The sequence below is a fragment of the Exiguobacterium sp. s191 genome (genome assembly GCF_018618955.1).
Taxonomy (GTDB): Bacteria; Bacillota; Bacilli; order Exiguobacteriales; family Exiguobacteriaceae; genus Exiguobacterium_A; species Exiguobacterium_A abrahamii.
The window spans coordinates 689,345-715,334 of sequence record NZ_JACSNC010000001.1; the positions used below are offsets into that span (position 1 = coordinate 689,345).

The 25,990-nt window shown below is 43.2% G+C and carries 29 protein-coding genes; 16 read left to right on the top strand and 13 right to left on the bottom strand.

The features are described from left to right. Positions 1-7: 7 nt before the first annotated feature. Entirely contained in the window at positions 8-1,246 is a 1,239-nt protein-coding gene (fabF, locus tag KNQ09_RS03570) for a beta-ketoacyl-ACP synthase II (RefSeq protein ID WP_214857439.1), read from the top strand. Positions 1,247-1,466: 220 nt separating this feature from the next. On the opposite strand, the gene KNQ09_RS03575 is transcribed toward fabF, so the two are convergent. After that, positions 1,467-2,342: a LysR family transcriptional regulator gene (locus KNQ09_RS03575; RefSeq protein ID WP_214804773.1), complete on the bottom strand. Its 876-nt coding sequence runs from the start codon at positions 2,340-2,342 to the stop codon at positions 1,467-1,469. A 149-nt stretch (positions 2,343-2,491) separates the two neighbouring features. Between KNQ09_RS03575 and KNQ09_RS03580 the strand changes: the two genes are divergently transcribed. After that, complete coding sequence (locus KNQ09_RS03580; protein ID WP_251133614.1) at positions 2,492-3,622, top strand: NADH-dependent flavin oxidoreductase; 1,131 nt, start codon at positions 2,492-2,494, stop codon at positions 3,620-3,622. A 911-nt stretch (positions 3,623-4,533) separates the two neighbouring features. Here KNQ09_RS03580 and relB read toward each other — a convergent pair. The 3 genes from relB to KNQ09_RS03595 all read right to left on the bottom strand — a co-directional run bounded on the left by relB (position 4,534) and on the right by KNQ09_RS03595 (position 6,999). Then, the gene (gene relB, locus KNQ09_RS03585) at positions 4,534-4,752 is read right to left on the bottom strand and encodes a type II toxin-antitoxin system RelB family antitoxin (protein ID WP_251138086.1); all 219 of its coding nucleotides are present in this window, start codon (positions 4,750-4,752) and stop codon (positions 4,534-4,536) included. Between the two features lie 500 nt (positions 4,753-5,252). Further along, on the bottom strand, positions 5,253-6,200 hold the full coding sequence (locus KNQ09_RS03590; protein ID WP_214857441.1) for a DUF2268 domain-containing putative Zn-dependent protease: 948 nt from the start codon (positions 6,198-6,200) through the stop codon (positions 5,253-5,255). A 247-nt stretch (positions 6,201-6,447) separates the two neighbouring features. Continuing rightward, positions 6,448-6,999 carry a hypothetical protein gene (locus tag KNQ09_RS03595; protein ID WP_214804774.1) on the bottom strand — a complete coding sequence of 184 codons (552 nt, stop codon included), beginning with the start codon at positions 6,997-6,999 and terminating at the stop codon, positions 6,448-6,450. A gap of 76 nt (positions 7,000-7,075) precedes the next feature. On the opposite strand from KNQ09_RS03595, the gene KNQ09_RS03600 reads away from it, so the two are divergent. The 7 genes from KNQ09_RS03600 (at position 7,076) to sstT (ending at position 12,821) form a co-directional block, all read left to right on the top strand. Then, positions 7,076-7,408 carry a hypothetical protein gene (locus KNQ09_RS03600; protein ID WP_483299308.1) on the top strand — a complete coding sequence of 111 codons (333 nt, stop codon included), beginning with the start codon at positions 7,076-7,078 and terminating at the stop codon, positions 7,406-7,408. 249 nt (positions 7,409-7,657) lie between these two features. Beyond that, positions 7,658-7,915, top strand: a complete 258-nt coding sequence (locus KNQ09_RS03605; protein ID WP_023468074.1) for a hypothetical protein — start codon at positions 7,658-7,660, stop codon at positions 7,913-7,915. Positions 7,916-7,958: 43 nt separating this feature from the next. Further along, on the top strand, positions 7,959-8,603 hold the full coding sequence (locus tag KNQ09_RS03610) for a hypothetical protein (RefSeq protein WP_214857442.1): 645 nt from the start codon (positions 7,959-7,961) through the stop codon (positions 8,601-8,603). Continuing rightward, positions 8,575-9,255 carry a hypothetical protein gene (locus KNQ09_RS03615; protein WP_214857445.1) on the top strand — a complete coding sequence of 227 codons (681 nt, stop codon included), beginning with the start codon at positions 8,575-8,577 and terminating at the stop codon, positions 9,253-9,255. Before KNQ09_RS03610 ends, KNQ09_RS03615 begins: the two co-directional genes overlap by 29 nt. 102 nt (positions 9,256-9,357) lie before the next feature. Then, positions 9,358-9,666, top strand: coding sequence for a hypothetical protein (locus KNQ09_RS03620; protein WP_214857447.1), 309 nt, complete (start codon positions 9,358-9,360; stop codon positions 9,664-9,666). A 340-nt stretch (positions 9,667-10,006) separates the two neighbouring features. Then, positions 10,007-11,254 carry an MFS transporter gene (locus tag KNQ09_RS03625; protein WP_214857449.1) on the top strand — a complete coding sequence of 416 codons (1,248 nt, stop codon included), beginning with the start codon at positions 10,007-10,009 and terminating at the stop codon, positions 11,252-11,254. 295 nt (positions 11,255-11,549) lie between these two features. Further along, complete coding sequence (gene sstT, locus KNQ09_RS03630; RefSeq protein ID WP_214857451.1) at positions 11,550-12,821, top strand: serine/threonine transporter SstT; 1,272 nt, start codon at positions 11,550-11,552, stop codon at positions 12,819-12,821. 73 nt (positions 12,822-12,894) lie between these two features. Here sstT and KNQ09_RS03635 read toward each other — a convergent pair whose 3' ends face one another. The 3 genes from KNQ09_RS03635 to KNQ09_RS03645 all read right to left on the bottom strand — a co-directional run bounded on the left by KNQ09_RS03635 (position 12,895) and on the right by KNQ09_RS03645 (position 14,660). Then, the gene (locus tag KNQ09_RS03635; protein WP_214857453.1) at positions 12,895-13,281 is read right to left on the bottom strand and encodes a hypothetical protein; all 387 of its coding nucleotides are present in this window, start codon (positions 13,279-13,281) and stop codon (positions 12,895-12,897) included. Positions 13,282-13,442: 161 nt separating this feature from the next. Beyond that, positions 13,443-14,219 (bottom strand): phosphatidylserine decarboxylase, encoded by a 777-nt coding sequence (locus KNQ09_RS03640; protein WP_214857454.1) that lies wholly within the window; start codon positions 14,217-14,219, stop codon positions 13,443-13,445. Between the two features lie 129 nt (positions 14,220-14,348). Next, positions 14,349-14,660: a DUF2834 domain-containing protein gene (locus KNQ09_RS03645; RefSeq protein WP_214857456.1), complete on the bottom strand. Its 312-nt coding sequence runs from the start codon at positions 14,658-14,660 to the stop codon at positions 14,349-14,351. Positions 14,661-14,851: 191 nt separating this feature from the next. Between KNQ09_RS03645 and KNQ09_RS03650 the strand changes: the two genes are divergently transcribed. Both KNQ09_RS03650 and KNQ09_RS03655 read left to right on the top strand, forming a co-directional pair. Beyond that, entirely contained in the window at positions 14,852-15,691 is an 840-nt protein-coding gene (locus KNQ09_RS03650; protein WP_214857458.1) for a hypothetical protein, read from the top strand. A gap of 81 nt (positions 15,692-15,772) precedes the next feature. After that, positions 15,773-16,309 carry a TetR/AcrR family transcriptional regulator gene (locus KNQ09_RS03655; RefSeq protein WP_214857460.1) on the top strand — a complete coding sequence of 179 codons (537 nt, stop codon included), beginning with the start codon at positions 15,773-15,775 and terminating at the stop codon, positions 16,307-16,309. Positions 16,310-16,357: 48 nt separating this feature from the next. Here the strand turns inward: KNQ09_RS03655 and KNQ09_RS03660 are convergent, their stop codons facing one another. Continuing rightward, complete coding sequence (locus KNQ09_RS03660) at positions 16,358-16,936, bottom strand: LysE family transporter (protein WP_214857462.1); 579 nt, start codon at positions 16,934-16,936, stop codon at positions 16,358-16,360. Between the two features lie 129 nt (positions 16,937-17,065). On the opposite strand from KNQ09_RS03660, the gene KNQ09_RS03665 reads away from it, so the two are divergent. Continuing rightward, entirely contained in the window at positions 17,066-17,947 is an 882-nt protein-coding gene (locus KNQ09_RS03665; RefSeq protein WP_214857463.1) for a LysR family transcriptional regulator, read from the top strand. Here KNQ09_RS03665 and KNQ09_RS03670 read toward each other — a convergent pair. Continuing rightward, a complete protein-coding gene (locus KNQ09_RS03670; protein ID WP_251138087.1) occupies positions 17,939-18,190 on the bottom strand; it encodes a hypothetical protein in 252 nt (83 codons plus the stop codon). The genes KNQ09_RS03665 and KNQ09_RS03670 overlap by 9 nt on opposite strands. 75 nt (positions 18,191-18,265) lie before the next feature. Here KNQ09_RS03670 and KNQ09_RS03675 point away from each other — a divergent pair, with 75 nt between their 5' ends. Together KNQ09_RS03675 and KNQ09_RS03680 are read left to right on the top strand one after the other, a co-directional pair. After that, positions 18,266-19,537, top strand: a complete 1,272-nt coding sequence (locus KNQ09_RS03675; protein WP_214857464.1) for an alkaline ceramidase — start codon at positions 18,266-18,268, stop codon at positions 19,535-19,537. A gap of 852 nt (positions 19,538-20,389) precedes the next feature. Further along, positions 20,390-20,857 (top strand): DUF4825 domain-containing protein, encoded by a 468-nt coding sequence (locus KNQ09_RS03680; RefSeq protein WP_214857465.1) that lies wholly within the window; start codon positions 20,390-20,392, stop codon positions 20,855-20,857. A gap of 56 nt (positions 20,858-20,913) precedes the next feature. Here KNQ09_RS03680 and KNQ09_RS03685 read toward each other — a convergent pair whose 3' ends face one another. The 3 genes from KNQ09_RS03685 to KNQ09_RS03695 all read right to left on the bottom strand — a co-directional run bounded on the left by KNQ09_RS03685 (position 20,914) and on the right by KNQ09_RS03695 (position 24,212). Further along, positions 20,914-21,819, bottom strand: coding sequence for a TerC family protein (locus KNQ09_RS03685; protein ID WP_069940545.1), 906 nt, complete (start codon positions 21,817-21,819; stop codon positions 20,914-20,916). Positions 21,820-22,047: 228 nt separating this feature from the next. Next, positions 22,048-22,998: a TIGR03571 family LLM class oxidoreductase gene (locus tag KNQ09_RS03690; RefSeq protein WP_214857466.1), complete on the bottom strand. Its 951-nt coding sequence runs from the start codon at positions 22,996-22,998 to the stop codon at positions 22,048-22,050. Positions 22,999-23,009: 11 nt separating this feature from the next. Beyond that, on the bottom strand, positions 23,010-24,212 hold the full coding sequence (locus KNQ09_RS03695; protein WP_214857467.1) for an MFS transporter: 1,203 nt from the start codon (positions 24,210-24,212) through the stop codon (positions 23,010-23,012). 311 nt (positions 24,213-24,523) lie between these two features. On the opposite strand from KNQ09_RS03695, the gene KNQ09_RS03700 reads away from it, so the two are divergent. Both KNQ09_RS03700 and KNQ09_RS03705 read left to right on the top strand, forming a co-directional pair. Continuing rightward, the gene (locus KNQ09_RS03700; RefSeq protein WP_023468096.1) at positions 24,524-24,853 is read left to right on the top strand and encodes a winged helix-turn-helix transcriptional regulator; all 330 of its coding nucleotides are present in this window, start codon (positions 24,524-24,526) and stop codon (positions 24,851-24,853) included. A 64-nt stretch (positions 24,854-24,917) separates the two neighbouring features. Next, positions 24,918-25,535: a hypothetical protein gene (locus KNQ09_RS03705; protein ID WP_214857469.1), complete on the top strand. Its 618-nt coding sequence runs from the start codon at positions 24,918-24,920 to the stop codon at positions 25,533-25,535. A 57-nt stretch (positions 25,536-25,592) separates the two neighbouring features. Here KNQ09_RS03705 and KNQ09_RS03710 read toward each other — a convergent pair whose 3' ends face one another. Further along, complete coding sequence (locus KNQ09_RS03710) at positions 25,593-25,895, bottom strand: hypothetical protein (RefSeq protein WP_214857471.1); 303 nt, start codon at positions 25,893-25,895, stop codon at positions 25,593-25,595. Positions 25,896-25,990: the final 95 nt, after the last annotated feature.

The following is a 25,990-nucleotide window of genomic DNA, read 5'->3' on the forward strand; positions in this document are numbered from 1 at the left end:
AAGAAATATGGAGCGCGTAGTGATTACAGGAATGGGTGTCGTCTCACCAATCGGAAACGACGTGGAGTCCTTTTGGAATAATATGATTGCTGGAAATTCAGGCATCACGGAAATCGATACGTTTGATACGACTGATTTCAAAGTAAAGATTGCAGGGAGTGTAAAAAACTTTGATGCGGAAAAGGCGATTGGTAAAAAAGCCTCTCGTAACCTGGACCGCTTCGTCCAGTTCGCATTAGCGGCTGCTGATCAAGCCTGGAACGATTCTCAGCTAGGAGAATCTGATCTGGATCGGGAAAGACTTGCTGTATATGTGGGGTCAGGTGTAGGGGGGATTGAAACGTTGATTGACGGTGTTCATGCTTTACACCAAAAAGGTCCGAGAAGGGTCAGCCCGAGTCTCGTACCTTCCATGATGTCTAACGCAGCAGCCGCTCAGATTAGCATCAAGTGGCAAGCGATGGGACCTTCCATGTCACCTGTATCCGCGTGTGCGATTGGAAACACGGCTATTGGTGAAGCATATCGACTTATTCGAATGGGAGAGGCTGATGCTGCATTCGCTGGTGGGACGGAAGCGGGCATCACGGAATTGTCCATAGCAAGCTTCGGTAATGCGACGGCATTGTCTACAAGAAACGAATCACCTGTTAAAGCGAGTCGCCCTTTTGACGGGACACGCGATGGTTTCGTGATGTCAGAAGGAGCGGGCATATTGATACTAGAATCGTTATCACACGCAAAGCAACGAGGTGCGTCCATCTATGCGGAAGTCGTCGGATACGGAGCAAGTTCAGATGCCTATCATATAGTGGCGACCCATCCAGAGGGTCAGGGAGCATACCTTGCCATGAACCGTGCTGTTCAACAGGCAGGGATTAAGACGCATGACATCGATGTTATCAGTGCCCATGCGACGAGTACGATCGTCGGCGATCAGTCCGAGACACGTGCGATTAAAAAATTGTTTGAGGAACATGCACACACACTCCCGGTGACGGCGAACAAATCAATGTTGGGTCACATGCTCGGTGCTGCCGGTGGAGCGGAAGCAATCGCGCTTGCGAAATGTTTACAGGAAGGAATCATTCCACCGACGATTAATCTTGAAGTTGATGATCCTATGTGTGACCTGGATTACGTAACAGAAGGAGCTCGCTCGATGGAGATGCAGTATGGACTATCTAATTCTTTTGGATTCGGTGGTCATAACGCCGCTATCGTCTTGAAAAAATATATGGATTAAGCATCAGAGTTCGGGTTCGGACAAGAGAACTTAATGAGTAAATACTTTCTGAAAATAGATTGTATATATTTCGATATAGAAATGTATACAATCTTTTTTTGTATCCAGTTCTTATTAAATGTTAGCGATTCGGGAACCTTCAGCATTACTGTATCGTCATTCATCCAACGATTCGTGACACGTTCTATCTTTTTTATCACAACTCGAGTCATCAGTTTAATCAGATTCCACAACTTTCGAAATGCGCTTTCACGATCTTGACAAATTCTTTGGAAAGAGGCGTCATTTTGTCTGAGGACTTGACAATTAATCCGAGATGTCTCACTACAGGAGGATGTAAGGATAACAAATGAACATGAGTCTCTCGTTTAGAAACTGCAAGGTTTGGCATAATACTAATACCTAATTTTCCTTTCACCATAGACAGTACAGTTTCATTCTCCTTGCTACTATAAGAGGTATGTAATGAAAGACCAGCTTTACGACATTCATCCTCGATAAGGACTTCACATCCAGAACGTAACATGATGAATGATTCCTCTTTAAAATCAGCTATCGTAACAGTATCTTTTTCTATAAAAGGGTGTCCATCATATACGACAGCAGACAAAGGATCTTGTGTCAGTGCTATACTCTCGAAACCCTTAACTGGTAATGCTGTGAAACCGAAATCCACAGTACCTTCCTCCACCCACTTTTCAATATCATCGTAGCCACCCTCATATAACACCAATTCAACATTCTGGAACCGTTCTTTGAATATAGAAAACAGGATCGGTATAAATGCAGCAGTAAAGCTCGGAAAACTCCCAACAGCAATCTTTCCTAATTCTAATCCTTGTAAAGAAGAAACTTTTTGCTCTATATGAGCCATATTTGTCACAATATTACGTATGTGTGGAATAATGTATTCCCCTGCAGTAGTTAACGATGTACCACCTCGTCCTCGATTCAAAAGTGTTACTCCTAGTTCAGATTCCAGTGTTGTAATGTTATGACTTACTCCAGATTGTGTCAGTCCAATCTTTTGACCTGCTTTCGTAAAACTACTACATTCTACTACGTTTAAAAGCACTTCTAGTTGAAATAAATTCAATGTACTTCACATCCTTTTCTACATTTTACATGAGAGATACAAATAATTAGAATGAAAAACATTCATTTTACTTATTTTATTTTTACAAATACACTAAAAACAGACAGATTGAATCAAAAAAATAAAAGAATTGGAGAGTGGATGTATTGATGAATCAGAAGTATGAAAAGATCCTTTCACCTTATACGCTTTCAAATGGAGTAACTTTGGCGAATCGAGTCGTTGTTGCACCGATGACCACTTATTCAGGAAATATAGATGGAAGTGTCTCTTCCGAAGAATTGGACTATTACAGCAGAAGAGCACAAGGACCAGCTATGTTTATTACCGCGGCTGCAACCATATCATCACTCGGAACTAGTTTTCCTCGTCAAATGAAAGCATATGGGGAAAACAATGTACCAGGTCTTACGCAGTTGGCAAATAAAATAAAAGAAAAGGGAGCAAAAGCAATCCTTCAGCTTCATCATGGAGGAAGCGAAAGTCTCATCGGATACATAAGTGAAAGGCGAATGGTAAGCCCGAGTGGTATCGTGGCATGCCTTTACAAGGATTCAAGTGATGATTACGTTCCTCGTGCGTTAGAACACGAAGAAATCCTATCTACTATTCAGGATTTTGGACGAGCAACGGAGATGGCTATACGTGCAGGGTTTGATGGTGTGGAAATTCATGGAGCCAATGGATATCTGATTCAACAATTTCTTTCGGGATATTCCAATCTTCGAACAGATATGTGGGGAGGAACATTAGAAAAACGGATGTCTTTCCCGTTAGCTGTTATTGAAGAAGTAAAACGAGCCCGAGATCAATATGCGAACAAAAATTTTATTATTGGATATCGCTTCTCACCAGAAGAACCAGAAAAGGATGGTTTGAATATGGAGGAAACGATCACTTTTGTAGATCAATTGTCTAATCAAGGCTTATCGTACTTACATCTTTCAGTCAAAAACGTTTGGTCCATGCCTCGAAGTGGTTCGAATCAAACAAAAACAAGAGCAGAGATTTTTCGTGATGTAATTGCAGATAGAACAAGTTTTCTGTCACTCGGTTCTATATACACACCAGATGATGCCTTGGACGTATTAGAACAAGGCATCCCTTTGTTCGGATTAGGAAGAGAGTTATTAATGGAGCCTGATTGGGTTTCAAAACTAAAAGCAGGAAGAGAAGGAGAAATTCACACGACCTTGTCACGCGATGATCAACAAATGCTCTCCATTCCGGATGAAATGTGGAAAAATATTCTTACGCGTGATGGATTGCCTATAAAATGATAATTATATGTTGAGTTTTTCTGAGTAAAGAGGGGGAAATGATCGCGAATACACTAATGCGAGGTTGTACATTTGGTGCTACCGATAGAACGAAGGCGATTGGGCTTGCTAAGATTTTACAACAAAAACTCATTTCACTAACGAATAGTCTGAAGTAATGTGTAGAATTAGCAGCAGGACAGCCACTCAGTGTAAACTTGTCGCATTGCAATAAGTTAAAAAATAAAAAAATAGGATTACGTGTTGTTTTTTAGAGAAGTCGACGGTAAACTCCAAATCATTTAAATTGTAGCGATCGTTAAACGGGATAAAGATGAAATTTATAAAATGGCTGAACAACGATTAGACGGATAATTAAGAAAAGGATCAACGCGCAGATACTTGAAGGTATCTATACGTTGATTCTTTTTGTCGTGTTTTTTGTCAAAGTGTGCACGCAGTTATTTTGTCTTTTTTACGTATGAAAGGACTATTAAAAATATATTGATAAAAGATGAGTTTATAGACGTCAACATTATAATTGATCCACTAGATTCAGTTTTGTGAAAGAATAATCATTACTGTATAAATAACGCTTGTTAAATAGACATAATCAAAAACTCATACGCTTACTTGTATATGAGCAATAAATGCTTTATTTATAAATATCACGACGATACTCTATCTCAAGAATCAAGATCACGACTTTTCCATCTTGAATGTCAGCAATCAGACAATAGTCGCCGATGCGATACCGCCATTTACCTTAGTGATTCGATATGAGTCCTTTACCATGACGACACGGATTATCCGTTCCAACAAGGTTCTTCTTGATCCAGGACATGATGATCCGCGCCTTTTGGGGGATTCATCTTCTTGAGAGACCTTTGAGCTCCGCGCTCAAATTCTACTGTATATGCTGTCATCCTAAATCAAGTTCCTTCATCATGTCGTCGAAAGAAAGAGATTACTTCTGATTTTTTACGGTGTGCTGACATAGAATCATGATAGAGTTGTAAATCGATTTCGCCTTCGATGCGGTCGAGGACGGCATCACGAACAAGTGTTGAAATCGTAATGTTCTTTGCCTTCACATATTCCTTGATGAGTCGTGCATCCTCTTCATCCAGACGTATAGAAATGGTACTCATAACTATCAGCTCCTTTGTAATACATTGAAATACAAATTGAGGTTCTAGTATATAGAATTGGTCGATAATCTTGAATAATGACTCCTTGAAGAGCTGAAATTCGAATTGTAAATGTTTCAGATGGGTACGATTAAATCTAAAAAAGTGGATGAAATTATGTTCAAATTGAAGTAAACATAGTCATTTGTCTTTTTTTGACCATGTTTAGGGAGGCGATGATCATGATATGTTCTTTCATTCTCCTCGTTTCCGACAACAGGATATGCATCCAAACGCTACTCCGTATCGATTACAGAAAGACAAAAAGTATTTTAAATTGAAGAAAAATCAAGGTACGGATCTGTTTAAAGCATCCGTACCTTGATTTGTTTTTGTTATATGTATTGGCTTATATCAAGATGTCATTGAGTTCGACAGAGAAAATTTCAGTACGATACGTAAACTGATATTGTTATTTCATCTGTCTGTTTTTTATGGAATGTATCAAAAATATAGTTCTCTCACTGAAGTAACTTTTGGTATTTATATCCTTTCAAAAGATCAGCTTCACCTTTAAAGGACCATTCCTCTATTTTAGAATCTGGATGTAATTTAAAATAATGATCGAGGATATCGTGTCCTAAATTGTAGTTACTCCAGCGGGGGATGTCTTTTTGAGGACTACCGCCTACAAGGTCCTCGTAAGTAGCTTCACCAGTTTGAATCAACTTTGCGACATGTTTGATTGTCGTATCATCCATGGGTTCATCCCACGGGGCCTTCACATTTTTTAAGACTCGATCAGCAAAAGCATCTGCTTTTCCCTCAACAATGACCGAATCGAGTAATTTATTCATCTGATATTCTGGTCTATCTTGAAGGATTAAATGATGGTATTCATGTGCAACGGTATAGGCGAGAGCATCCTTATCGAAATCTTCCGCCAGATAGAGCACGACCGCATCTTTGTACGTTCCTGCTGCTACTCCACCCATCGGTTCGGTCATCGTCGTATATTCCGAGTTGATCGGTACGATGAAAATCGTACTCTTTTTCTTTGGAAGGACTTTATGCGCAGCAGTGTAGTTTTTTGTGATGATTTTTTTAATCTCGTCTTGTCGTTCTTCCAGAGCATCGATTCGATCAAGCAGTGCTTGCTGATAAGCAGTCGATTGCATCATGAAGAAACCTTTTAAAGAAGTAGTATCAAAATCTTCTTTTTCACCCGTTTTATCGATATCGCTAAGGACATATTGTACGTAATTTTTTTTACTCATTTCAGTATCATTATCTTTGAGTGAAGCATTTAAGTATTTTTGATAGGGTGAATAAAGAGGTACGATATTTACTTCACCGTCATTGTTGATTTCAATGGACTCGGATTTGTATTTTTCGCTTTGCCTCTCTTCCGAGCATGCAGTTAAAACAAGTAATGGAACACATAACAAAGGTCCAAATATTCTTTTCAAAATATGATCATCCCTTCAACACATACATGAATAACCTGGAAGATTATTTAAAAAATAAATAATCACTAAAATAAAGATAGCATCCCTTCTCTTTACAGTCAAAATATGTAATTTTAGAATAAGAAATGCTGTTTATTTATTCCCTACACGTAATAATTGAAGAGACTAAAACTAGTACTAAGGATTAGTAATTAATTTCTTAAAATTAAAGAAACCCGCCATTATTTTCTTTAGCACAGTTTCACTTTTATTTTGTTGCCTCTGCTTCATACTTTTCTAAAAATTCATCAACAGAGACCTTTTCATTTACTTCACTCGTTGATTTACTCGAGGAAATGGTGTGGGACGGTCCTTTTAAATCATCTGGACTTGATTGGATTTCGAGCACTAATGTATCACCTAAACCCGTTTCAAGCCCACTTCCGAAGCTAAAAGTTCGTGTTACATAAGCTTCAGCATAATTTCGTTGATTTTCGGAGTACACTTTTACGTTAGAAATCTTATAACTAAATGAATGTAGCTGTTGTTTATCCACTTTTGTACTAGATAGAAAAATTAATACAGCCTCGTCGCGAGAAGATAATCTCGATTGATTGGTGTGTGCCAACGGCGTATTGTTTAAAAAATCCGCTTTTTGTTGTTCTAGGACTTTCGTGAAAAAAGTGAAGGCTTGCTCCTTTGAAATCGCGCTTTCAGATTTTTCCTGTGAAATATTAGAAGTTGCTATTGCGTTACTGATCAAAAAACCAGAAGATAGAAGTACACCTAAAGAGAGTGATAATAAAATAGTTTTCTTCAATATCAAAACCTCTTTCTGTTGTATGGATAATGTTACTATATAACAAAAAAAGCCAATAAAGGAAAGGTTGAAAAAGATGGGTAAATCGAATTCTAAGAAAAAGAACAGAAAGAAAATAGTCCTGATCTGTTTCGGAACGCTAGCCATCATCGTACTACTCATGCCGATCCTATCACCGGTTCTGTTTACGGATGCTTCGCCGAGAGGTGCTCTAAGACACGAACTTTATAAAGAAGGCTATTTCTATCAAAGTTACTTTGCAATCATTACGGAACAAGATCCACAAGCGGAGCGCTACCATATGTTTTGGTACCATTGGAAAAGTGAAACAGGCGGAACTCCTTTTGTCTGTTATTCGAAGAAGGTGAGTGAAGAAAAGTATGCGGTCTCTTGTGATACAGGTCCATGACCCTATTTTTCGGAGAAAAATCTTACATAAGAAAAGTAGATACATCATGCGAAATAGGAGTGCAGACTGGTGCTATGGAAGCGTACATAGTGCTGCACTCCTTTTGTAAAAAGAAGATATAAAAGAAAAAATCATACATAGAAAATTTTTCAATGAAACTTATTAAAGGAAAATATCGTAATTAATAGTTGTATAATAACTTCATGAAATAAACATATTCAAAGAATACATATGTCGGAGGAGACGTCGATGGTGGTACCGTTTCTTGGTCTTGGTGTCGGGATATTCTTGTTGACGTTAGGCATCTATTTTATCCGCTCAAAGCATGCGAAAAAGACACCGCTAGCGGGACATGGGGATAGCGTCGACACGGTGGATTCATTCGTACTCAGTATCATTCTGTCAATTGGCGTCATCTTATTTTGTTCGTTGACCGTCAGACATTATGGTTACGTCTGTGTCTTAGGTGGACTGTTCATACTATACGTGGTCAGCGCAGCATGGTGAGACCTATAAGAATGTAGAAGGTAAGATAAAAGGAGCACAAATCATGATTCAATTAGTAAAACAAATCGGCGATCGTGTTCATCACATCGTCTTTCACCAAGAGGGGCGCACTTTATTCTGCCGGGAAGGTGTTGCCCGAAAAGAGCAAGCAGTCGATAGCGAGGACATGATGGAAAGGAATGAAGAGTCCGCAACGAAGCGGATCGTCTTCAAGAATCCGTTCCTTGCGTATCGGCAGAAAAAAACGTGGGTCCGTGAAAAATTAGACGATGGATACATCCGTTCACCTTTTGCTCTGTCTGAAGCGATGGATTTTCGAGCCGACCGACGAATCATAAAGTTGCGTATTTTAAGCGCTTTACTCGTTCTGTTGAGTGGATTACTGACGCTAACAGATATCTTGCCAATCCCAGGATACATAACACTCGTCGTTCTGATGATTTTCTGGCCGATGCATCTCGAAGGGAAATCTGCACGTGCTCGCATGTATCGCTGGTCAGGAGCACTTTTCATGTTCGCCTTAGCGGGCTCATCGAAAAACTATTTATCACCGATCAATCTATCGATTAACGGAGCGGTCTGTCTCATCTCAGGATTCATTCTCCTGTTGTATGCGTCAGAGCAATTACAGGAACTTGCGACGAAAGGAATCACATATCATGACGAATCAACAAACGAAGGTGATTGAACTCAAGCGCGACAATGGTCAAGCGACCGACTACTGGGTCAGTTACCGGATGGGGCGCACGCTGTATCAGGTATCCGTGCAAGAGCAAGCGGATGGTCAAACGGATGAAGGGGAGGTCGTCAAAGAACGTTTTCCGTTTTATTTCGGGATGAAGACACGAATGCTTGAGTTAGCGGAAGCGAAAGAAGCCCTTGGTTTTCGACCATTGACCGAAGCGGAGAAAGCAGCGCCCGTCATCGAGGAAGAGGAAGCGCAGCTCGATCCTGCTTTCTTTAAGCCTGCGATCCGATACGCCTGGTTGATGCTTGGTCTCGGTATTCTTCTTTTCCTTCTTCCTTCGCCGATCCTGAACGGACTTGCGTTCGGACTCGGCTTATACATCTGGTATGAGACGTTCGGGCAGCCAGGGATGCCGCACAGCTATCAGAGTTATTTCCACGGGATGCTTGCGGGATTGACGATCTTACAGGTGCTATCGGCGTTAGAGTTCGAGCGCGTCGCGCAACCGTACTATGCGACGATTTGTGTGATTTCTGCGATCGTGTTAGTGTTGCTCGTCGTTCAGCACCGTTTGAAAGAGACCGATCAAATCGGTCAGGAGGAAAGTATTCGGGTTAGGAAAATGAAGGACTATTCTGATTTGGATCTTTAAAAACTCATTCACTCAACTTTCGGAAGACTGGAAGAGTCTGTATTGCTTTGAAATATAGGTATCACTCGCATTCAATCAGCCTATTGAAAAGGAGAGTAGATCATGGAGGTACAATGGAACGATAAGACTATCCTTGAACTCATACTCATCGTCTGGGTGATCGGTGCCATCATCATCATCGTGAGTCAGGCGCGGGGTAAGAAAAGTTTGAAAGCGAGCTTGATTAGCGGAACGATCATCAATTTTCTTTATACGACGGGCATTTCATTACTTTGGTTTTACACGATTGCTGTCGATGGGATCAGTCAGGTGTTAGTCGTCTATTTCTTCGTAGGCATCTTTACGGTCCTTGAGTTTCTGTTTGTGATCGTTCTTTTGATCGTCAAACGCAAAAAAATAACGATCTCTTGAGAAGTGAAAATTCGTGATGAACCGTTTTAGAACACTGATTTCAGAATTTCAACGTTTGATTCGAGAATCATCCAAAATTCAAGCGGACGATAGAAGGATTAGAGGCGATATCGTGTTGAATCGGAATAGATCAAAGAAGGAATCGTTTTTATGTACGACGCAAGGACATCATCTACATAGTAGTAAACGTGCTTTTTCGTAAAGGCTCTATTTACGAAGAAGCATTTTTTCAAGGGTTTAGTTAAATTAAATTGAACTTATCGCTTTACATTTTTCTTCCAGTCCTTTACTATACAATAAAGTTCAATAAAATTTAACTATTGGAGAGAGGGGAAGGCGATTGAACAAGCAACTAGTCATCTTGTTACTTGGTAGAATTCTGATGAACATATCGGACAGCTTTTATATGATTGCCATCGTTTGGTTCGTCAAGACGACGACGAATTCGCCATTTCTGGTCGGATTAACGAGTACGATTGCTGTGTTACCCGTGACGCTTCAATTTTTGTACGGTCCGATCATTGATCGTTATTCGAAAAAGAAACTCCTCTTTTTCTCAGGCGTCGGGCAAGCCGTTTTGGTCGGAATCATCACCTTGCTTTATTTTAACGAGACGCTCTGGATTCCATTACTGCTCGTTATTCTGTTTTTAGCGTTAACATTAGCGGAAATCTCGTATCCCACCGAAAATACACTCATCGAGCGACTGGCATCAAATGATCAGTTGACGAAAGTCAATTCAGTGTTCGCCTTTTCTTATCAAACGCTTGATTTGATTGCGGATGCGTTAGCAGGTATCGTGATTTTGTTTGTCGGCGTCGGAATCGTATTCGCTGCGAATAGTATCGTATTGCTAGGGATCGGGTTCTTATTTTTGTTAGTTCTCAAAGTCCCATCTTCGAAAAAAGAACAACCCATTTCCTTACGAAACTTTTGGCAACAGTATAAGCGAGACTTCAATGAAGGATTTTATGTTGTCAAGCAACAGAAGAAATTACTGACCATCATATATGGCATCATCGGGATGAATTTTCTTGCGACGATGGGACTTGCGGTGTTACCAATCATTTCTGAGACATCAGCAGAGTACGGGTTTTGGTTAGCAGCAATTTCACTTGGAACAATGATCGGAACATTGATATCAAGTCGTTTGGAGACGTTTGCTCTTAATCGTGTCATGCCGATTGCAGCGCTCCTATCCGGTCTGTTTTGGATTGGTGCGTTTTTAGTAAATGATGCTGGGGTGCTTCCCATCGTTTTATTTGGAATCGCTTGGATTGGAATCGGTGTGAACAGCATATATCTGTATACGCTCATCCAAGTCAATCTTCCGTCGGACTATTTAGGAACAGGTTTTTCGTTTCTCTCTTCACTGTTAGGGTCGTTAAGTCCACTTGGATATTTTGCGGGAGGCATTTTCGGAGAATGGTCTTCTAGTACAGCAATCTTATTGATCTCTAGTATCGGCTATTTTGGCTTTGCCGGCTATTTCTTAATTCATCCGACACTTAGAGCGTTAACGATACCTGTCAATACTAAATTCGAGAAGACTGCTGAAGAGAGAATAAAGGTCAATCAACATCTGTGAAACATTTTAGTTTACATAATTAAGTAGGAGAAGGAACGCATCTTCTTCTACTTTTTTTGTAATTATGCAATCGATTGCATTCGTATGCTCACTTAACATCCAGGAAAAGGAATCATATTTCTTGCAAAAAACTAGTTTTTATTTCACACGATTTATGCAAAAATAGAACACAACAAACTGCGAGAATTTTTAGAAAAGTGAATGACTAGACTATTCATCCTTTTGAGTAGAAGAGAGAAGTCATCGTTTTTCGAATTCTAAATAACTTATTTTTTGTAAGCCTGGAGGGGAACGTATGAAATTGTTGAAGATGTGGAACCAAATCAGTTTAGTGAAACAAATCGCGATTGGCTTGATCGTAGGGATTATTTTAGCCGTCACGATTCCTGAAGTAGCGAGTTCTTTGACCATCTTTGGAACATTATTTGTTTCCTCACTAAAGGCAGTCGCGCCGATTTTGGTCTTTTTCCTAGTTATGGCTTCGATTGTGCAACACAAAAAAGGTCAGCAAACGAACATGAAATCCATCGTCTTCTTATATCTGCTCGGTACATTCTTAGCGGGTGCGATTGCGGTCGTCGTCAGTTTCTTGTTCCCGGTCACGATTACACTGACAGAAGGAGCAGAGAAGCTGTCAGCTCCTGGAAACGCCATCGAAGTCCTTAAGAAACTTGTCTTGAACATGGTCGACAACCCCGTCAATGCGCTCATTCAAGCGAACTACATCGGAATCCTGACATGGGCGATCGTCTTAGGACTCGCATTAAAAAATGCTTCCGACACGACAAAAACGTTCATCTCGAATTTCTCAGATGGTATCGCTAAGATGGTTGGCTGGATCATCAAACTGGCACCCCTCGGAATCATGGGTCTCGTCATCGGTTCAGTCACAGAGAATGGACTTGGTTCTCTCGGTAAGTATGTAGGGTTATTGGGCGTGTTGATTGGTACGATGCTTATCGTCGCACTCATTGTTAATCCATTGATCGTATTCATCAACGTCCGCCAAAATCCATATCCGCTCGTCTTTAAATGTCTACGTGAAAGTGGCATCACGGCATTCTTCACACGTAGTTCGGCAGCGAACATCCCAGTCAACATGGAATTGTGTAAGAAGCTCGGTCTCGATAAAGAGACATACGGCATCTCGATTCCGCTCGGTGCCACGATCAACATGGGTGGGGCGGCGATTACGATTACGGTTCTGACACTTGCTGCCGTCAATACGCTCGGGATTCAAGTCGATATTCCGACAGCCATCATCTTGAGTGTACTCGCTGCGGTCTGTGCATGTGGAGCGTCTGGTGTCGCTGGCGGATCACTTCTCTTGATTCCACTTGCGTGTAGCTTATTCGGAATTCCGAACGATGTTGCGATGCAAGTCGTTGCCGTTGGTTTCATCATTGGGGTATTGCAAGATTCATTTGAAACAGGACTTAACTCTTCGACAGATGTCCTGTTCACAGCAACAGCAGAGTATCGCAAACGCTTGAAAGAAGGCGAGCGTTTCTCAATCAATCGTCAGTCGATGAATGATGAAGTAGCTGAAAAAATCGTTAACGGCTGATCAGCCTCTCTATCATCATGATCTAAATAAGAAAAGGCATCCTTAGCTGAGGATGCCTTTTCTTATAGAAAAATTAACCTTCTCCTAAAGCAACGTACTTTTTTAATTTCCCGTTGAAGCTGACTATCAGAATCTCATTTCTTTCTTTAGTAGAGTATAGGGCGGTACCCTTAGAGAGTTTCGTAGCAGTCCCATTATCAAAATCGTCTCTATCCGAACTTCTTCTTTTAATTTCTCCGACTTTTTCCTTCTGAGTGACTTCGGTTTTTTCTGCCCATGCTACATCTGATTGGTAGATCGTATCATTGAATTGAAAAATGTCTGCTTTAGAATCTTCGCTCAAAACTTCGAATGCCGTCGGTTTTTCACTAGTACTTTGCATTATCTCTTCATTATTACAAGCAACTAATATCCATACCGTCATAATCGAGAAAGCGCATAATAAAACGACTTTTTTCATGACACGACCTCTTTCCCGTTTTTATATGTTATTCCATGCCGATACACGTTAACGTCAACTGTTCTTCACGGTCGCCATCCCATTGAACAGTGGTTTCCTTTAGTCTAGCAAATTCAAATGTTTTTCTTAGTCAGGAATCTTAACAAAAAGGGAATCCATTTTTACGGTATCCAGCGTCCGATCTCCTCACCCATCTTGACACTACGTTCGATGCCTGGTGCGAGTTCGACAGTGTCCGGTGGCAAGACGAGGATGACGGTCGAACCGAACGAGAAGTAGCCGAACTCTGCACCACGCTCCAGCAGGCGTCCTTGATGTGTCTGAACGATCGTATTGACGTTCAGCGCACCGACCATGACGTGCTCGATCGCGCGGTGATCGACTTGCAGACGCGTGACGCGGCGATAATTACGTGTAAGCGGACGTTTGCTGAATCGTAGTCCCAAGTCATTGACGGGTGCCGATTCTCGCCCCAGTGTATAACTCGTCGTGATTTCGCCCGTGACTGGCGAGTGGACACGGTGATAGTCGGTCGGACTCAAATAGAAAATCAAGGCGACACCGTTCGCGTAATCCTGGGCGCGTTCGCTCGAGCCAATCAGCTCAGCAATGGTATAGTCCTGTCCTTTGATCGTAAACCGACTATCTTGCGTTAATGCTGGGAAGATGGAGAGGACGGCGTCACTCGGACTGACGAAGGCATCCGGCGTGGTTGCGATGGGTCGCATACCGGGACGTAACTCGCGTACGAAACAATCGTGTAGCGAGGTAAACGAATCGACAGACTTCAACGCTTGATCCGTCTGAATGTGATAGGTACGAATGAAAGGTCGGATGAGCGGCTTACTAAAGCGACTCATCGCAAACCGTTTTAGTGTGTTCGCGACTACTGGTCGTGCATTCAAGTGGACGATCGTATCAAAGATGGCTTTCTTCATGAGGTGAAAACTCCTTTAAGCTGTAATCTACCTCTTAGGATACGGTCGAATTCTGTTGATAGACGGAGTCGTTTTCTTAAGTTTGTCTTAAGAAAAACACGTACCGAAGATGCGGCACGTGTCAGAACGTCATGATTTTCGAGTCAACAAATAGAGTAGAGGTCCGAACGTACCAATCGCGAGGGTGATTATCGCCCAAAGCGGAAAGCTTCGTCCGGCACGACGTGTATCATGGCGGAGCCAAACGATGATGAAGAGGGCGCAGAGAATCAGGTCGACGAAAATCTGGAGCGTCGCCGTGTTTTGTGTCGCTTCTGCAAAGATGCCAAGTACACCAAAGTCAATTATCGAAAACGCGGTTAAAACAGCGAAAGCGATCGTAATGACGAGCAATAAAGGTTTCGGGATGGTGTCTACAAATGAAGCTTGAGATTCTTTCATGAAGGATTCTCCTTATAATTGTAGTGTTCACTACAAATAAATGTAGCATGTACTACAATCAAACGTCAATCGAGGATATATAGAAGGAAAGTTATTACCCTGATACGTCAAATAACGAAATGTGATGCTGTTAAATTTGGTATAATACGGAAAAAGGTACGTTGAATGACGAGAAGGGACGGAGCGAACATATGAAGGTAAAGCGATTGCGAACAATCATCGCCTGTAGTGCGGCTGTAGCCGTATTGATGAGTGGAGCGAGTATCGGAAGTGGAAGCAGTCTTGTCGAAGCAAAAGTGATCCAAACGAAAAAAGCGTTTGATTACAAAAAATACCGTGCCGATCAATTGAAGGTCATCACGAAGTACGGCAACATCTTATCGGATCTTAGTTCCAAATCCCCAATCAAAATTCCTTCTTATTATCAAAATAAAGCGTATCGGACTGCGGTCGAGCAGTATAATCCGAAAGTAGAAAAATACGATTCAGATAACGTGAAGGAGTCAAGAAAAATCAGAGCGATGCGGGTTGATTTAAAAATAGTCGATACATTGTCTGAGAAAAAAGCGTTCGATAAACGAATGGTCGCAATGAAAAAAGAAGTCAAACGACTCGTTAAGGTCGAGCAGGCATTAGCGAAGGAAAGCAAACCACTCTATCAAGAAGTCATGGATTACGAGCGACAACAAACGGAAGCGTTCATCGCCCAATATGGACCGATTGATCCGGCTTTGACGTTGATTAAATCACTTCCATACGTACAGGAACTTGAGCGAAAACTGATCAAGAAAAAAATCAGTAAGCAAGACCGGATAGAGCGCGTAGATCAAGCAGCAGAGGCGATGGTACGAGAACGTGAGACGTCGAGTGAGCGCGTCGGACCGGAGCGTGGGAAAATGACGATCTTGATTTACGAGAATAAATTCGAGGAAGCAGCAGCTGTCTTTGAAGAAGCGAAACAGCTGACGAAAGACGAGAACGTCCGACTGGATCTTGCTTTTAAGAAGATCATCAATCAATTTTTAAAATGAAGCATCCTTTGTGGATGCTTTTTTGCATGGTGTCCGTTTCTTAAAATCGAGTATGATGGAAAGGGAAGGAGTCGATCGGATATGGATAAGTTTGAACAGAAGCGACAGGACTATACGCATCACATCGCACAAGCGACGTTAGCATCAAGCATTAAGGAGATGAGTCTCAAGAAGATGGCGACCGCTGCCGGGACGAGTGACCGGATGCTGATGCATTATTTCAAGGATAAACAAGACATCGAGACCGCCGTGTTGACTGCAATCAGCCAAGAACTGATTGATTTACTACAGCAACCGGATCTAAAACTCGAGTTCACGGCATTCGTCCGTTTTCTGCGACAAGCGATCGATGAGCCACGAATCAAGCCATATTTGAATCTTTGGTTTGAGATCACCCACCTCGCAACGAGTCAGGGGGAACCGTATACGTCGATCACGCGGACGATTGGAGAATCGTTCGACGATTGGATTAAACAGATCTATGTACCAACAGAGGGGGAAGATGTCGAACAGCAAACAGCGTTGCTCTTCGTCTTCACGGAAGGACTCGTCGTCTTAAATAAGATCGGCTTACAAGAGCGGATGGACGCGGCAGTGGAAGCAATGATTGCATTATAAAAGGACAACATGCCTCGCAACTGAGGTGTGTTGTCCTTTTTCTGCATCTCACTGAAAAATCGTCACAGCTGAATAAAGGAGTAAGCCACACATAATGACGCGAAACGCGACATCGTATCTTTGAAATAACGAACGAAACAGGGAGCCGCTTCCTGCCCAAAGCAATAAGGCAATCCAACCGAGAATGATGGCATACGATGTGTATTGAACGATTTCTATAGTAGACGTGCTATGCGGCAGAATGAACGTCGATAAAGCAGTTAAGAAAAAGAGGATACTCTTGACGTTGATGAGTTGGAACAACAGACCGGATAAAAATGTCGCTGGCACGGTATCGACCTGACTTGCTGTCTGTTTCGGGAAACCAATCTTATAGGCAAGGTAGACGAGGTATGCGGCACCGAGCCACTGAAGAATCGGTTCGATCATAGGTAAGGTCGCATGTAATACTGTCGTCCCTAATGCGCTGACCAACCCGAGCATCATGAAGCCCAGTAAGATACCGGTATTAAATCGCCAAGCACCACGAAAACCAAAGTGGCTTGATTCATGCATGACTAACAGATTACTTGGTCCAGGTGTGATGGACGTAATGATGACATAGGATAAAAAAGCAACAACATTCATGAGAAAACTCCTTTTTCGTTCTATCGAGTACTTGAATTCTAGTGTAAGATGACAAGATCGATAAATAAAATTGAAATAAAAAATCATGCCATCATTTTTTTCGATGGACGATGAAAGGAGAGTCTTGGAATGGAAATTCGCCATTTAATCAGCTTCTTGAAGATCATTGAGACAGGGAGTTATACGGCAGCTGCGAGTGAACTCGGCTACACGCAATCGACGATTACGTCCCATATGCAATTGCTCGAGCAAGAAGTAGGCGGTGCTTTTTTTTTCTATGCCAATCGTACACTTCAGCTTACACCGCTAGGTCAGGAAATCATTCCGTTAGCTGAAGACTTACTAGCGACACACGAGAAAATCAAGTCGATTCAACAACAGGATCCCTTTGAAGGTGTCTTGAAGGTCGCAGCGCCAGAGTCACTGACAATCTCTCGTCTTGGTTCCATCTTACAAACGTTCATGACAGCATATCCGAATGTCAACATCATCTTATCGAATGGGACATGTCAGGAAAATCAAGACGAACTCTTACATGGACGGGTCGATGTCGCCTTGATGCTGTATCCGATGTTTTCCGCTGAACGTTGTACGCATGACATTTTGACAGAAGAAAAAATCGTCATCATTGGTCATCCGACGATGCCGGATCATTTTGACGCGATTCGATCTTCTGCGGACACATACGTCTATCTGACGAATGAAGACGGGTGCAGTTACCGAACGATGTTTGAGGCGTGCGTCAAAAACCAAGACATCTCGTTTCAGACGCAAGAATTGTGGAGTATCGGGGCAATCAAGAAGATGGTCATGAACGGTCTTGGTTTTGCTGTGTTACCGTATGTGACGGTAGCAGATGAAGTGGAAGCAGGTGCGTTGAAAGTCATTCATCATGATGAGACGTTCGAACCGATGTATGCCCATCTGCTTACGAAACAGTCGAAGTGGGGCTCACCCGTGACACGCGCGTTTCAGGAAATCGTCCTGGACCAATTCATGAAGTCAGGGTGAATCGAGTATCTCGACCCAAACTTGATAATAGATTTCTTCATCGAGGTGAACCGTTGCCGACCGTACACGATAGTCTGGGTTTTCCGCTAAATAAAATGCAAGAATCGTCGCGACTTTAAAATCAGGGGTGCAATATCCGGTGATTGACCGACCATGAATCTCATTCGTGATCGAGTCCGCCCAGACTTCTGCTTCACGTAATGTCTCGAACTGAAGCATCTCTTCCTTCCAACGAATCGACATCTTATGTCCTCCTCTACTGTAGTTAATGTTAGTATATGGAAGAAATAGTGTGTTACTCAAGGGGGAACGTCAGACATGAGTCGTTTTGGAATACATCGGGAAGAAATCAATCCGCCGCTCGGTGCCGCCTTCATCGGTTATCACCGAGAAGTCGGTGTCGCAAGCATACATGATCCGCTATATGTTACAGCGAGTATCTTTGAAAGTGAGCAGACGACATCGGTTTTCGTCAGCATCGATAACATCGGTTTGCTCGTCGGAGATACCGATACCATCCGTGAAGGCATCGCAGACCGGCTAGACGTGTCGAAGGAACAGGTCACGGTTGTCTACACGCATACGCATTCAGGACCAGCGACAGCGGGAAACGAACCGTTGACCGTCGCCTACAAAACGATCTTGACGCAACAAGCGATCGTATCTGCCGTCAAAGCAAGCGAGGCGATGCAACCGGTCGAGATGGGTTGGGGTGTGACGTCCGGGAAACTTGGTGTCAATCGACGAGAGAAAATAAATGGTCACGCGGTGATGGGGACGGATCCTATGGGTGCGACGGATGACCGAATCGGGACGCTGTTGGTTCGCCGTGTCGATGATGCGAGTCTCATCGGAGCCTTCGTTTTCTGTACAGCGCATCCGAACGTCTTGAAATCAGATAGTGTAGTCTTATCCGGTGATTATCCGGGCGTCGTTCGAACGATACTCGAACAGGCACTCGGCTGTCCAGTCGTGATCGTCCAAGGGGCGACGGGAAACGTCAATGCGAAATATCGCGGTGACCTAGCAAGTCTACAGAAGATGGCATTTGTTCTAAGTGGACACGTCTTAACGACGATTCCAGACGTATCGTTTCAACTATTAACGCACCATCGGATTCAGTCTGTGATTTATCCGATGCGCTTAACAGAAGTACCAACAATGAACCAATTACAAGACATGGCGGATTACGCTGAACTGACTTGGGGCGTCAGTGCAGCACGATGGTTGGCGTACGTTCAAGAGCAATCGGGAATAACACTCACCATCCCGCTCGAAGTTCAATTGTTCGAACTAAACGAAGGTTCGTTCTCAGGCATCCCGATGGAACCGTTCTGTGAAACAGCGTTACAGATTCAACAGATGCGTCAAACGGAACTCGCCTTTTTCGGAGGCTATACGAACGGTTACATTGGTTATTTGCCGACAGCGGAAGAACATCCGTATGGTGGATACGAAGTGGCAATCAATCCTGTCGTCTACGGTCCAGTGACGGGTCTTTGGATGCCACCTGTGCCGGAAACGGCAAACGACATCGTGCATCGTATCCGACAACTCTATGAAACAAACAACCCGGCTTCTCTCGTTTGAGAGATCCGGGTTGTGATGTAATCTGTTTTAAGAATTAAAAAATTTGAAGATACTTTATAAAGAGATAAGGTTTACTTAGTAGACAAAATTCTTATAATTTCAGTTGCTGAAGAGTAGATTTGTTATTATGTTGAAGAAAAAGTAGAGTGAACCAGCTCGTAGTATTTTTCTACGAATCATGTAATTTTATGAAATTAATTAAGAAAAAAGTATAGAAAGAAAAAGACCTACCCAAGAATAATTTCATCCTTGAGCAGGTTTTATACACCGAGGGAAGGTGAGATTTTCATGACAGATGCAATAAGAAGAATCAACAAAGTGACTGAAAGCCAATTGTGTTTCAATTTTACATCTATTTACGAGTACATCTAGTTAATGTGAGTATGTGCTCCTATAAAATAAATTGTTCTCTAAAGGGCTAATTAGCCCTCATCATGGAGAACAGTGCAATCCTTAGATGGAGACGAGAATTGCGATTACAGGGATAACAGTAGTGAAATAGAAGCTTTTAAGGGCTTTCATATCTACCACTAGTTTCCCATTAGAAATAGAAAATATATCGCTTAACAATATACTTACCATCACTAGAACAAATAGTACTGCGTACGTTTTTGCCATGAGTATCATCCTCCTTTTCCCTCGGTATAGCAACCGAAAGTAGGTGACCTCATATTGACAAACACACTGACAATCAGCGCATAAATAGTATATCACAAATATAATAAAGAAATTTTGAATTTTAAAAATAATGGAAATGAAGCAAAAGATTGATTTGGAAATTATAATATAGTTTAAGTGATACGTATTTTGTATTCCAGAACAGATAAAAGGAGAATATGTGATGAAAAGACAATGGGCGCAATTGCTCTAGCAAGCGGCATGCTGATACTCGGAGGTTGCGGAACAGCGGCAACACAAACCGATGTATTTGATCAACAAGGTACATATCTAGGGGATAACAGTAACGTACGAGACATCGTCCAACAGCTACCTCATGGCGATCAGTTAAAGAAAATGGAACTGTCGACGAAGGATAAACCGTATCAACTCACGTTACGTTATGCTGGATTCGAAGAAGGACAGGTCGAACAAAAAAGTAATCGTACGGCAATCTACAATGCAACAGCACTGTTCACATTGATTCCGAATGTCGACCACGTCAACATGACGATCGAGGATGCTTCGTATCACTTTACGAAACAACAGCTGCGCGATTGGTATGGAAAAGACTTTACGTCGTACGATAATGAGAAAGCACTGAAGGTGTTTACGAAGCCTTTTATCGAAGATGAATTGAAAGTAAAAGAAATACTGAATTGAAAAGAAAAAGTGGAAGTAGATGAATTTTCATCACTTCCACTTTTTTATACTATTGATTATTTCCCTGGCTTCGTCTTGTAGAAGCTGTAGAAGACGCTAATCAAGATGACGAGAACGATCGTACCGAGCGACATCCAGATCGGCATTTTGTAGACATCACCGAGAATCATCTTCGCTCCGATAAAGACGAGCATGAAGCTGAGACCGTGTTTCAAATAGTAGAAACGATCGATCAAGTTCGCGAGGACGAAGTAGAGACTACGGAGTCCGAGGATCGCCATGATGTTCGCATAGAAGATGATGAACGGATCACGCGAGTACGCGAAGCTTGCTGCAACGGAGTCGACGGCGAAGACGATATCCGATACTTCAATGAAGAGTAGAGCAATCAAGAGCGGCGTGAAGAACAGTTTCCCATCAATTCGTTTTGCGAACTTACCAGACGAGATGTCTTGCGTGATCGGCAAACGTTTCTCTAGCCAACGAATCGTTTTGTTTTCTTCGAGCGACGTCTCTTGACCGATGTTTTTATACATCATCCAACCAGTGTAGACGAGGAACGCTCCGAAGATGTAGTAGATCCAAGCGAAGTTCTCAAGCAACGAAACACCAGCGACGATGAAGATGACGCGGAAGAAGATTGCACCAAGAATACCCCAGAATAAGACTTTGTGCTGGTACTTCAATGGAATCGCGAAGTATGCGAAGACGAGTGAGAAGACGAAGACGTTATCAATCGCGAGAGCCTTCTCGATGAAATAAACGCTCGTATATTCGATCGCAGCGGAACTTCCTTGATCGAAGTAGAGCCAGCCACCGAAGGCGACGGCGATTGCGATCCAGACGAACGTCCACGTCCAGGCCTCCCGAAGCGAAACTTCATGTGCCTTACGATGGAAGACTCCAAGGTCAAGGGCGAGCATGATGAAAACGATGGCTAGAAAAGCAATGAGTAGTGTCAACAGCGCTTCCTCCTTTAAGGTAATTGTTATCTTGAATTTATTATAAGGTCATAAGAACTCAAAAGTAAAGAGATAAATGTTCGGAATGTGCAATTTGTTAAAAAACAATCCCCGAAAGTGGACGAATGTATTCGACGTGATATGCAAAGAAACGACATGAAACCCAGTTCCGAAAAGGGACTGGGTTTCATGCATATTACTTTTAATTATAAAGTGATTTTTAAGGCATCATGATAAGGGAGGGAAATGCGGCACGACGTACGTTCCGAGTTCATCGATGACATCTTCCGCTGATCGCTCACCGTCGAATAGGGCGAAGAACAGATGATTGACGCCAAGCTCACGATACAATTCCAGCAACTCGATCAGTCGATTGCGTCCGATCCGAAAACCGAGTCGAATCGGTGTCGCTTCTTCATTTGGATCCGCAGATAAATCAAGATGCATCGGCATCGAAAACGGACGAAACGTTGTATTACCGGCTGCTTGACTCGCTGCACGCCATTGTTCGATGGCACGTGCTTGTTCGAACGGTCCTTGCGGATAATACATCCAGCCGTCGCCGTTTTTTGCGAGCCAGTCCATATCCTGCTGTGCGAAACCAGTGATCATCGTCGGGATTCGTTTCTTTGGTCGTGGCACGAGTGTCGCACTACGGACTTCCCCATACGTCGAATCGATTTGCGGATAGTCTTCGTATAAAGCTTGTTCCATCACTTGCAGTGCTTCCTTGAACTGAGCACCACGGCTCGGATGATCGACACCGAGTCCATGGAAGTCGGCTTGTCGATCACCGGACGAGACACCGAGAATCAAACGTTCCGGGAACAGCGCATTAATCGTCGCGACTTCTTTCGCAGAGCGTAACGGATGACGGAGTGGCAGGACAAGTGCTGACGTCCCGAGGGCGATCTGTTTCGTCTGACTGAGGAGGTGCGTCCCGTATATCAGCATGTCATGAATCTGTCCGACAGCTGGATCAAGAAAATAAGGATCCTTCAATAAGACGTCGCGTAACCAGAGGGTCGTAAAACCATAGTTCTCTGCTTTTTGTGCGAGCTCGACTTGATTGGCAAGCGTCGGCGTTCGCATCTTGAAATTCTCGAGCGGGACGTGAAGGCCGAGCGTGAGCTCGCCCTCCCGGTACATCCGCTGATAACTTGCATGATCGTTAAACATAGTAGTCCTCCTTATTGTTGTTCGAGACGACGCGAGACACCAGTCAAGGTGACGGCAAGGATAACCATGATCCCGCCGACCCATGGTGTGTGGACGAGACCGATCGTATCGGTGACGAGACCACCAATCGTTGCTCCGAGTGCGATGCCGATGTTGAAGGCTGCGATATTCAAGGCAGACGCAACATCGACTGCTGCTGGGACATATTTTTCAGCCAACTGGACGATGTAGAGCTGGAGTCCAGGGACGTTCATGAACGCAAGGAGTCCCATTAAGATGATACCGATGATACCGGCGACCTTGAACGGAATCATGAACGAGAGGGCGATCATGACGATGGCATGGATGATGAACATATAGAACAACGCTTTAATCGGATTACCGTTCGCGAGTTTTCCGCCGACCGTGTTTCCGATCGCAACCGCGATTCCGTAGACGAGCAGAATGATACTGATCAAGCTGGGACTGATTTTCGTGACGTCCTGCATGATCGGTGTCAAGTACGTAAAGGCGACGAACGTTCCACCGTAACCGAGGGCAGTGATCAAGAAGCCGAGCATCAAGCGTCCGTTCGTCAACAATTTGAACATGTCGGAGAACTTAGCAGGTGGTGATTGTTTCAAGTCTTTTGGAATCAAGAAGAAACTTGCGATGATCGCAATGATTCCGAGTGCAGCAACCGCGAAGAACGTCGCGCGCCAGCCGAATGATTGACCGATGAATGTCCCGAGTGGAACACCTGTGACCGTTGCGACTGTTAGACCTGTGAACATCAAGGCGATGGCACTCGCTTTTTTATGCTCCGGTACGAGCTGGACGGCAATCGTCGCACCAATCGAGAAGAAGACGCCGTGCGAGAAGGCAGTGATGAAACGGGCGACGATCAACAATTCAAACGTCGGCGAGATGGCGGAGATCAGGTTACCGGCAATGAAGACGACCATCAATGCCATCAGTAACGTTTTCCGGTTCATCCGGTTCGTTAGTGCTGTCAAGATCGGCGCACCGACGGCGACACCGATCGCGTAACCAGAGATGATGAGACCAGCGAGTGTGATGCCGATATTTAAATCACCAGCGATTGCTGCGAGCAGTCCGACGGGAACGAATTCCGTCGTACCGATCCCAAAGGCGCTGATTGCTAGAGCGAGCAGGGCAAGTCCGCCGTTTCTTGGGACCTGTTCCTCCTGGATCTGTGAGTTTAATTGATTCATGGGGATTCCTCCTAAAGATGATTTCAGTGGGGATCGTGTCCGGTGGGCCCGACCAAACATGATCCGATTGACATGACCCCAGCATAACCGGGGTGTTTCCTTTCGGGAAGTACGTACTTTAAAGTGCGATAGGCACTAAAAAGTACCCTACTCCTTCTTTGAGATACAAGGTCTAAAAGGAGGTTGTACTTTCCGTTGACAATTGCTATCATATAGCCAGTTAATCTGCTTGGGAAGTACGCACTTTCAAGTACGATAGGCACTAAAAAGTACCTATTCCCTTAACGGAATCACGAAAGGATGGAACATATATGCCATACAATATCCCGGTCGAAGCAACACTTGAAGTCATCGGTGGAAAGTGGAAGGTCGTCATCATGTGTCATTTGATTAAAGGCGAGCGTCGGACGAGTGAGCTCCGCAAGCTAATGCCGACGATCACGCAAAAAATGCTGACGCAACAATTGCGCGAGTTAGAAGAAGACGGCGTCATCATCCGGACCGTCTTTGAACAAGTCCCACCGAAAGTCGTCTACTCGTTATCCGAGTACGGCTGGTCGCTGAAGCCGATTCTTGACGCGATGTGCGCGTGGGGAGAAGGACATATTGATTTGACGGGTGGAGAAGTCGTCTCGTCATGACGAATAAAAGTGAGTCTCGCTCGAGGCTCACTTTTTTGAATACATATACAAGGTGGGGAAAAAGATGGAGCAATCAATCGTTCAGTTCGATTCGATTACAGTCAGTTTTGAGGATAAAGCCGGCAGACGCCAGTCAATCGAGGAGTTTGCACAAGGATTCGAGCATGGCATCTTATTTTTCGGTCATCCGCTGGAAACCAATGATATCAAAGTCGTCCTTGATCTGAAGACAAACTTTGGTAAACGGACGTTTCGATTTAACTTTTGCCGGATGGACCGGGCAATCGGCCATTATCTAATCGATGGGTTGGTCTGGAAATGGGTCATCTTGTGGGAATGGTACTACCAGGAGAGTTATCAAACGGGTAAGTCCTACCATATCAATCGTCCAAAGGAAGGAATTCGTGATTTTTATCGACAAATCGATGTACAAAATGAGACCTGTTCGAATGATTATTTAGAGTCAGGCATTCACGAGGAGGACGTATCGTGTACGGATAGTTATACAAATTTTGAGAACCTAGATTGGGTCACCGAAGGAGATCCGATTAATACATTAGAACGGATGCGGAACCAAGGTGTCTTTTTCGAGTATTATTTTAAAACCTGGATTGATTTAGAGCATTCATTGCCCGCGATTCGACGCGTCATGGATGAATTGTATGCACATACACCTGAATAATGCTTAATCAAATAAGCACCGCTCCCTCTGTCATTGACAGAAGGAGCGGTGTTTTGGTTAGAACGCTTTACGTTGACCTTTTAGAATCGTCTGTTGCAGAGGACCAAAGTCCCCTGGAACCGTCCGTTCCATGAACAGGTACGGTTTTCCATCGACGATGAATTTTCGATCTCCAAGATACTCGAAGTGGCGACCGTCATCCTTTAATCTTCGCTTAACAGCTTGAATATGGTCTTCATGATGGATGAACCGCTCGTTAAACGTCATGACGATATTTCCTTTTTTGAATCCGAGTAAGAAGACATAGTAGAACCAATATCCAACGAGACAAATACCAACGTCCAATAACAAATCATACATGTGTGTCGAGCTCCTTTCGTGTATACAGATTTTTACGAATATTTCTGTAAAAAGATTTAATCAATTTCAATTAAAAGTAAAAAAGTATTCATCTG

Excerpts from the sequence above, each read along its gene's own strand:
- fabF (WP_214857439.1), top strand. The coding sequence starts at position 8 with ATGGAGCGCGTAGTGATTACAGGAATGGGTGTCGTCTCACCAATCGGA.
- KNQ09_RS03580 (WP_251133614.1), top strand. The coding sequence starts at position 2,492 with ATGAATCAGAAGTATGAAAAGATCCTTTCACCTTATACGCTTTCAAAT.
- relB (WP_251138086.1), bottom strand. The coding sequence starts at position 4,752 with ATGAGTACCATTTCTATACGTCTGGATGAAGAGGATGCACGACTCATC.
- KNQ09_RS03600 (WP_483299308.1), top strand. The coding sequence starts at position 7,076 with ATGGGTAAATCGAATTCTAAGAAAAAGAACAGAAAGAAAATAGTCCTG.
- KNQ09_RS03605 (WP_023468074.1), top strand. The coding sequence starts at position 7,658 with ATGGTGGTACCGTTTCTTGGTCTTGGTGTCGGGATATTCTTGTTGACG.
- KNQ09_RS03610 (WP_214857442.1), top strand. The coding sequence starts at position 7,959 with ATGATTCAATTAGTAAAACAAATCGGCGATCGTGTTCATCACATCGTC.
- KNQ09_RS03615 (WP_214857445.1), top strand. The coding sequence starts at position 8,575 with ATGACGAATCAACAAACGAAGGTGATTGAACTCAAGCGCGACAATGGT.
- KNQ09_RS03620 (WP_214857447.1), top strand. The coding sequence starts at position 9,358 with ATGGAGGTACAATGGAACGATAAGACTATCCTTGAACTCATACTCATC.
- sstT (WP_214857451.1), top strand. The coding sequence starts at position 11,550 with ATGAAATTGTTGAAGATGTGGAACCAAATCAGTTTAGTGAAACAAATC.
- KNQ09_RS03635 (WP_214857453.1), bottom strand. The coding sequence starts at position 13,281 with ATGAAAAAAGTCGTTTTATTATGCGCTTTCTCGATTATGACGGTATGG.
- KNQ09_RS03640 (WP_214857454.1), bottom strand. The coding sequence starts at position 14,219 with ATGAAGAAAGCCATCTTTGATACGATCGTCCACTTGAATGCACGACCA.
- KNQ09_RS03645 (WP_214857456.1), bottom strand. The coding sequence starts at position 14,660 with ATGAAAGAATCTCAAGCTTCATTTGTAGACACCATCCCGAAACCTTTA.
- KNQ09_RS03650 (WP_214857458.1), top strand. The coding sequence starts at position 14,852 with ATGAAGGTAAAGCGATTGCGAACAATCATCGCCTGTAGTGCGGCTGTA.
- KNQ09_RS03655 (WP_214857460.1), top strand. The coding sequence starts at position 15,773 with ATGGATAAGTTTGAACAGAAGCGACAGGACTATACGCATCACATCGCA.
- KNQ09_RS03660 (WP_214857462.1), bottom strand. The coding sequence starts at position 16,936 with ATGAATGTTGTTGCTTTTTTATCCTATGTCATCATTACGTCCATCACA.
- KNQ09_RS03665 (WP_214857463.1), top strand. The coding sequence starts at position 17,066 with ATGGAAATTCGCCATTTAATCAGCTTCTTGAAGATCATTGAGACAGGG.
- KNQ09_RS03670 (WP_251138087.1), bottom strand. The coding sequence starts at position 18,190 with ATGTCGATTCGTTGGAAGGAAGAGATGCTTCAGTTCGAGACATTACGT.
- KNQ09_RS03675 (WP_214857464.1), top strand. The coding sequence starts at position 18,266 with ATGAGTCGTTTTGGAATACATCGGGAAGAAATCAATCCGCCGCTCGGT.
- KNQ09_RS03680 (WP_214857465.1), top strand. The coding sequence starts at position 20,390 with ATGGGCGCAATTGCTCTAGCAAGCGGCATGCTGATACTCGGAGGTTGC.
- KNQ09_RS03690 (WP_214857466.1), bottom strand. The coding sequence starts at position 22,998 with ATGTTTAACGATCATGCAAGTTATCAGCGGATGTACCGGGAGGGCGAG.
- KNQ09_RS03695 (WP_214857467.1), bottom strand. The coding sequence starts at position 24,212 with ATGAATCAATTAAACTCACAGATCCAGGAGGAACAGGTCCCAAGAAAC.
- KNQ09_RS03700 (WP_023468096.1), top strand. The coding sequence starts at position 24,524 with ATGCCATACAATATCCCGGTCGAAGCAACACTTGAAGTCATCGGTGGA.
- KNQ09_RS03705 (WP_214857469.1), top strand. The coding sequence starts at position 24,918 with ATGGAGCAATCAATCGTTCAGTTCGATTCGATTACAGTCAGTTTTGAG.
- KNQ09_RS03710 (WP_214857471.1), bottom strand. The coding sequence starts at position 25,895 with ATGTATGATTTGTTATTGGACGTTGGTATTTGTCTCGTTGGATATTGG.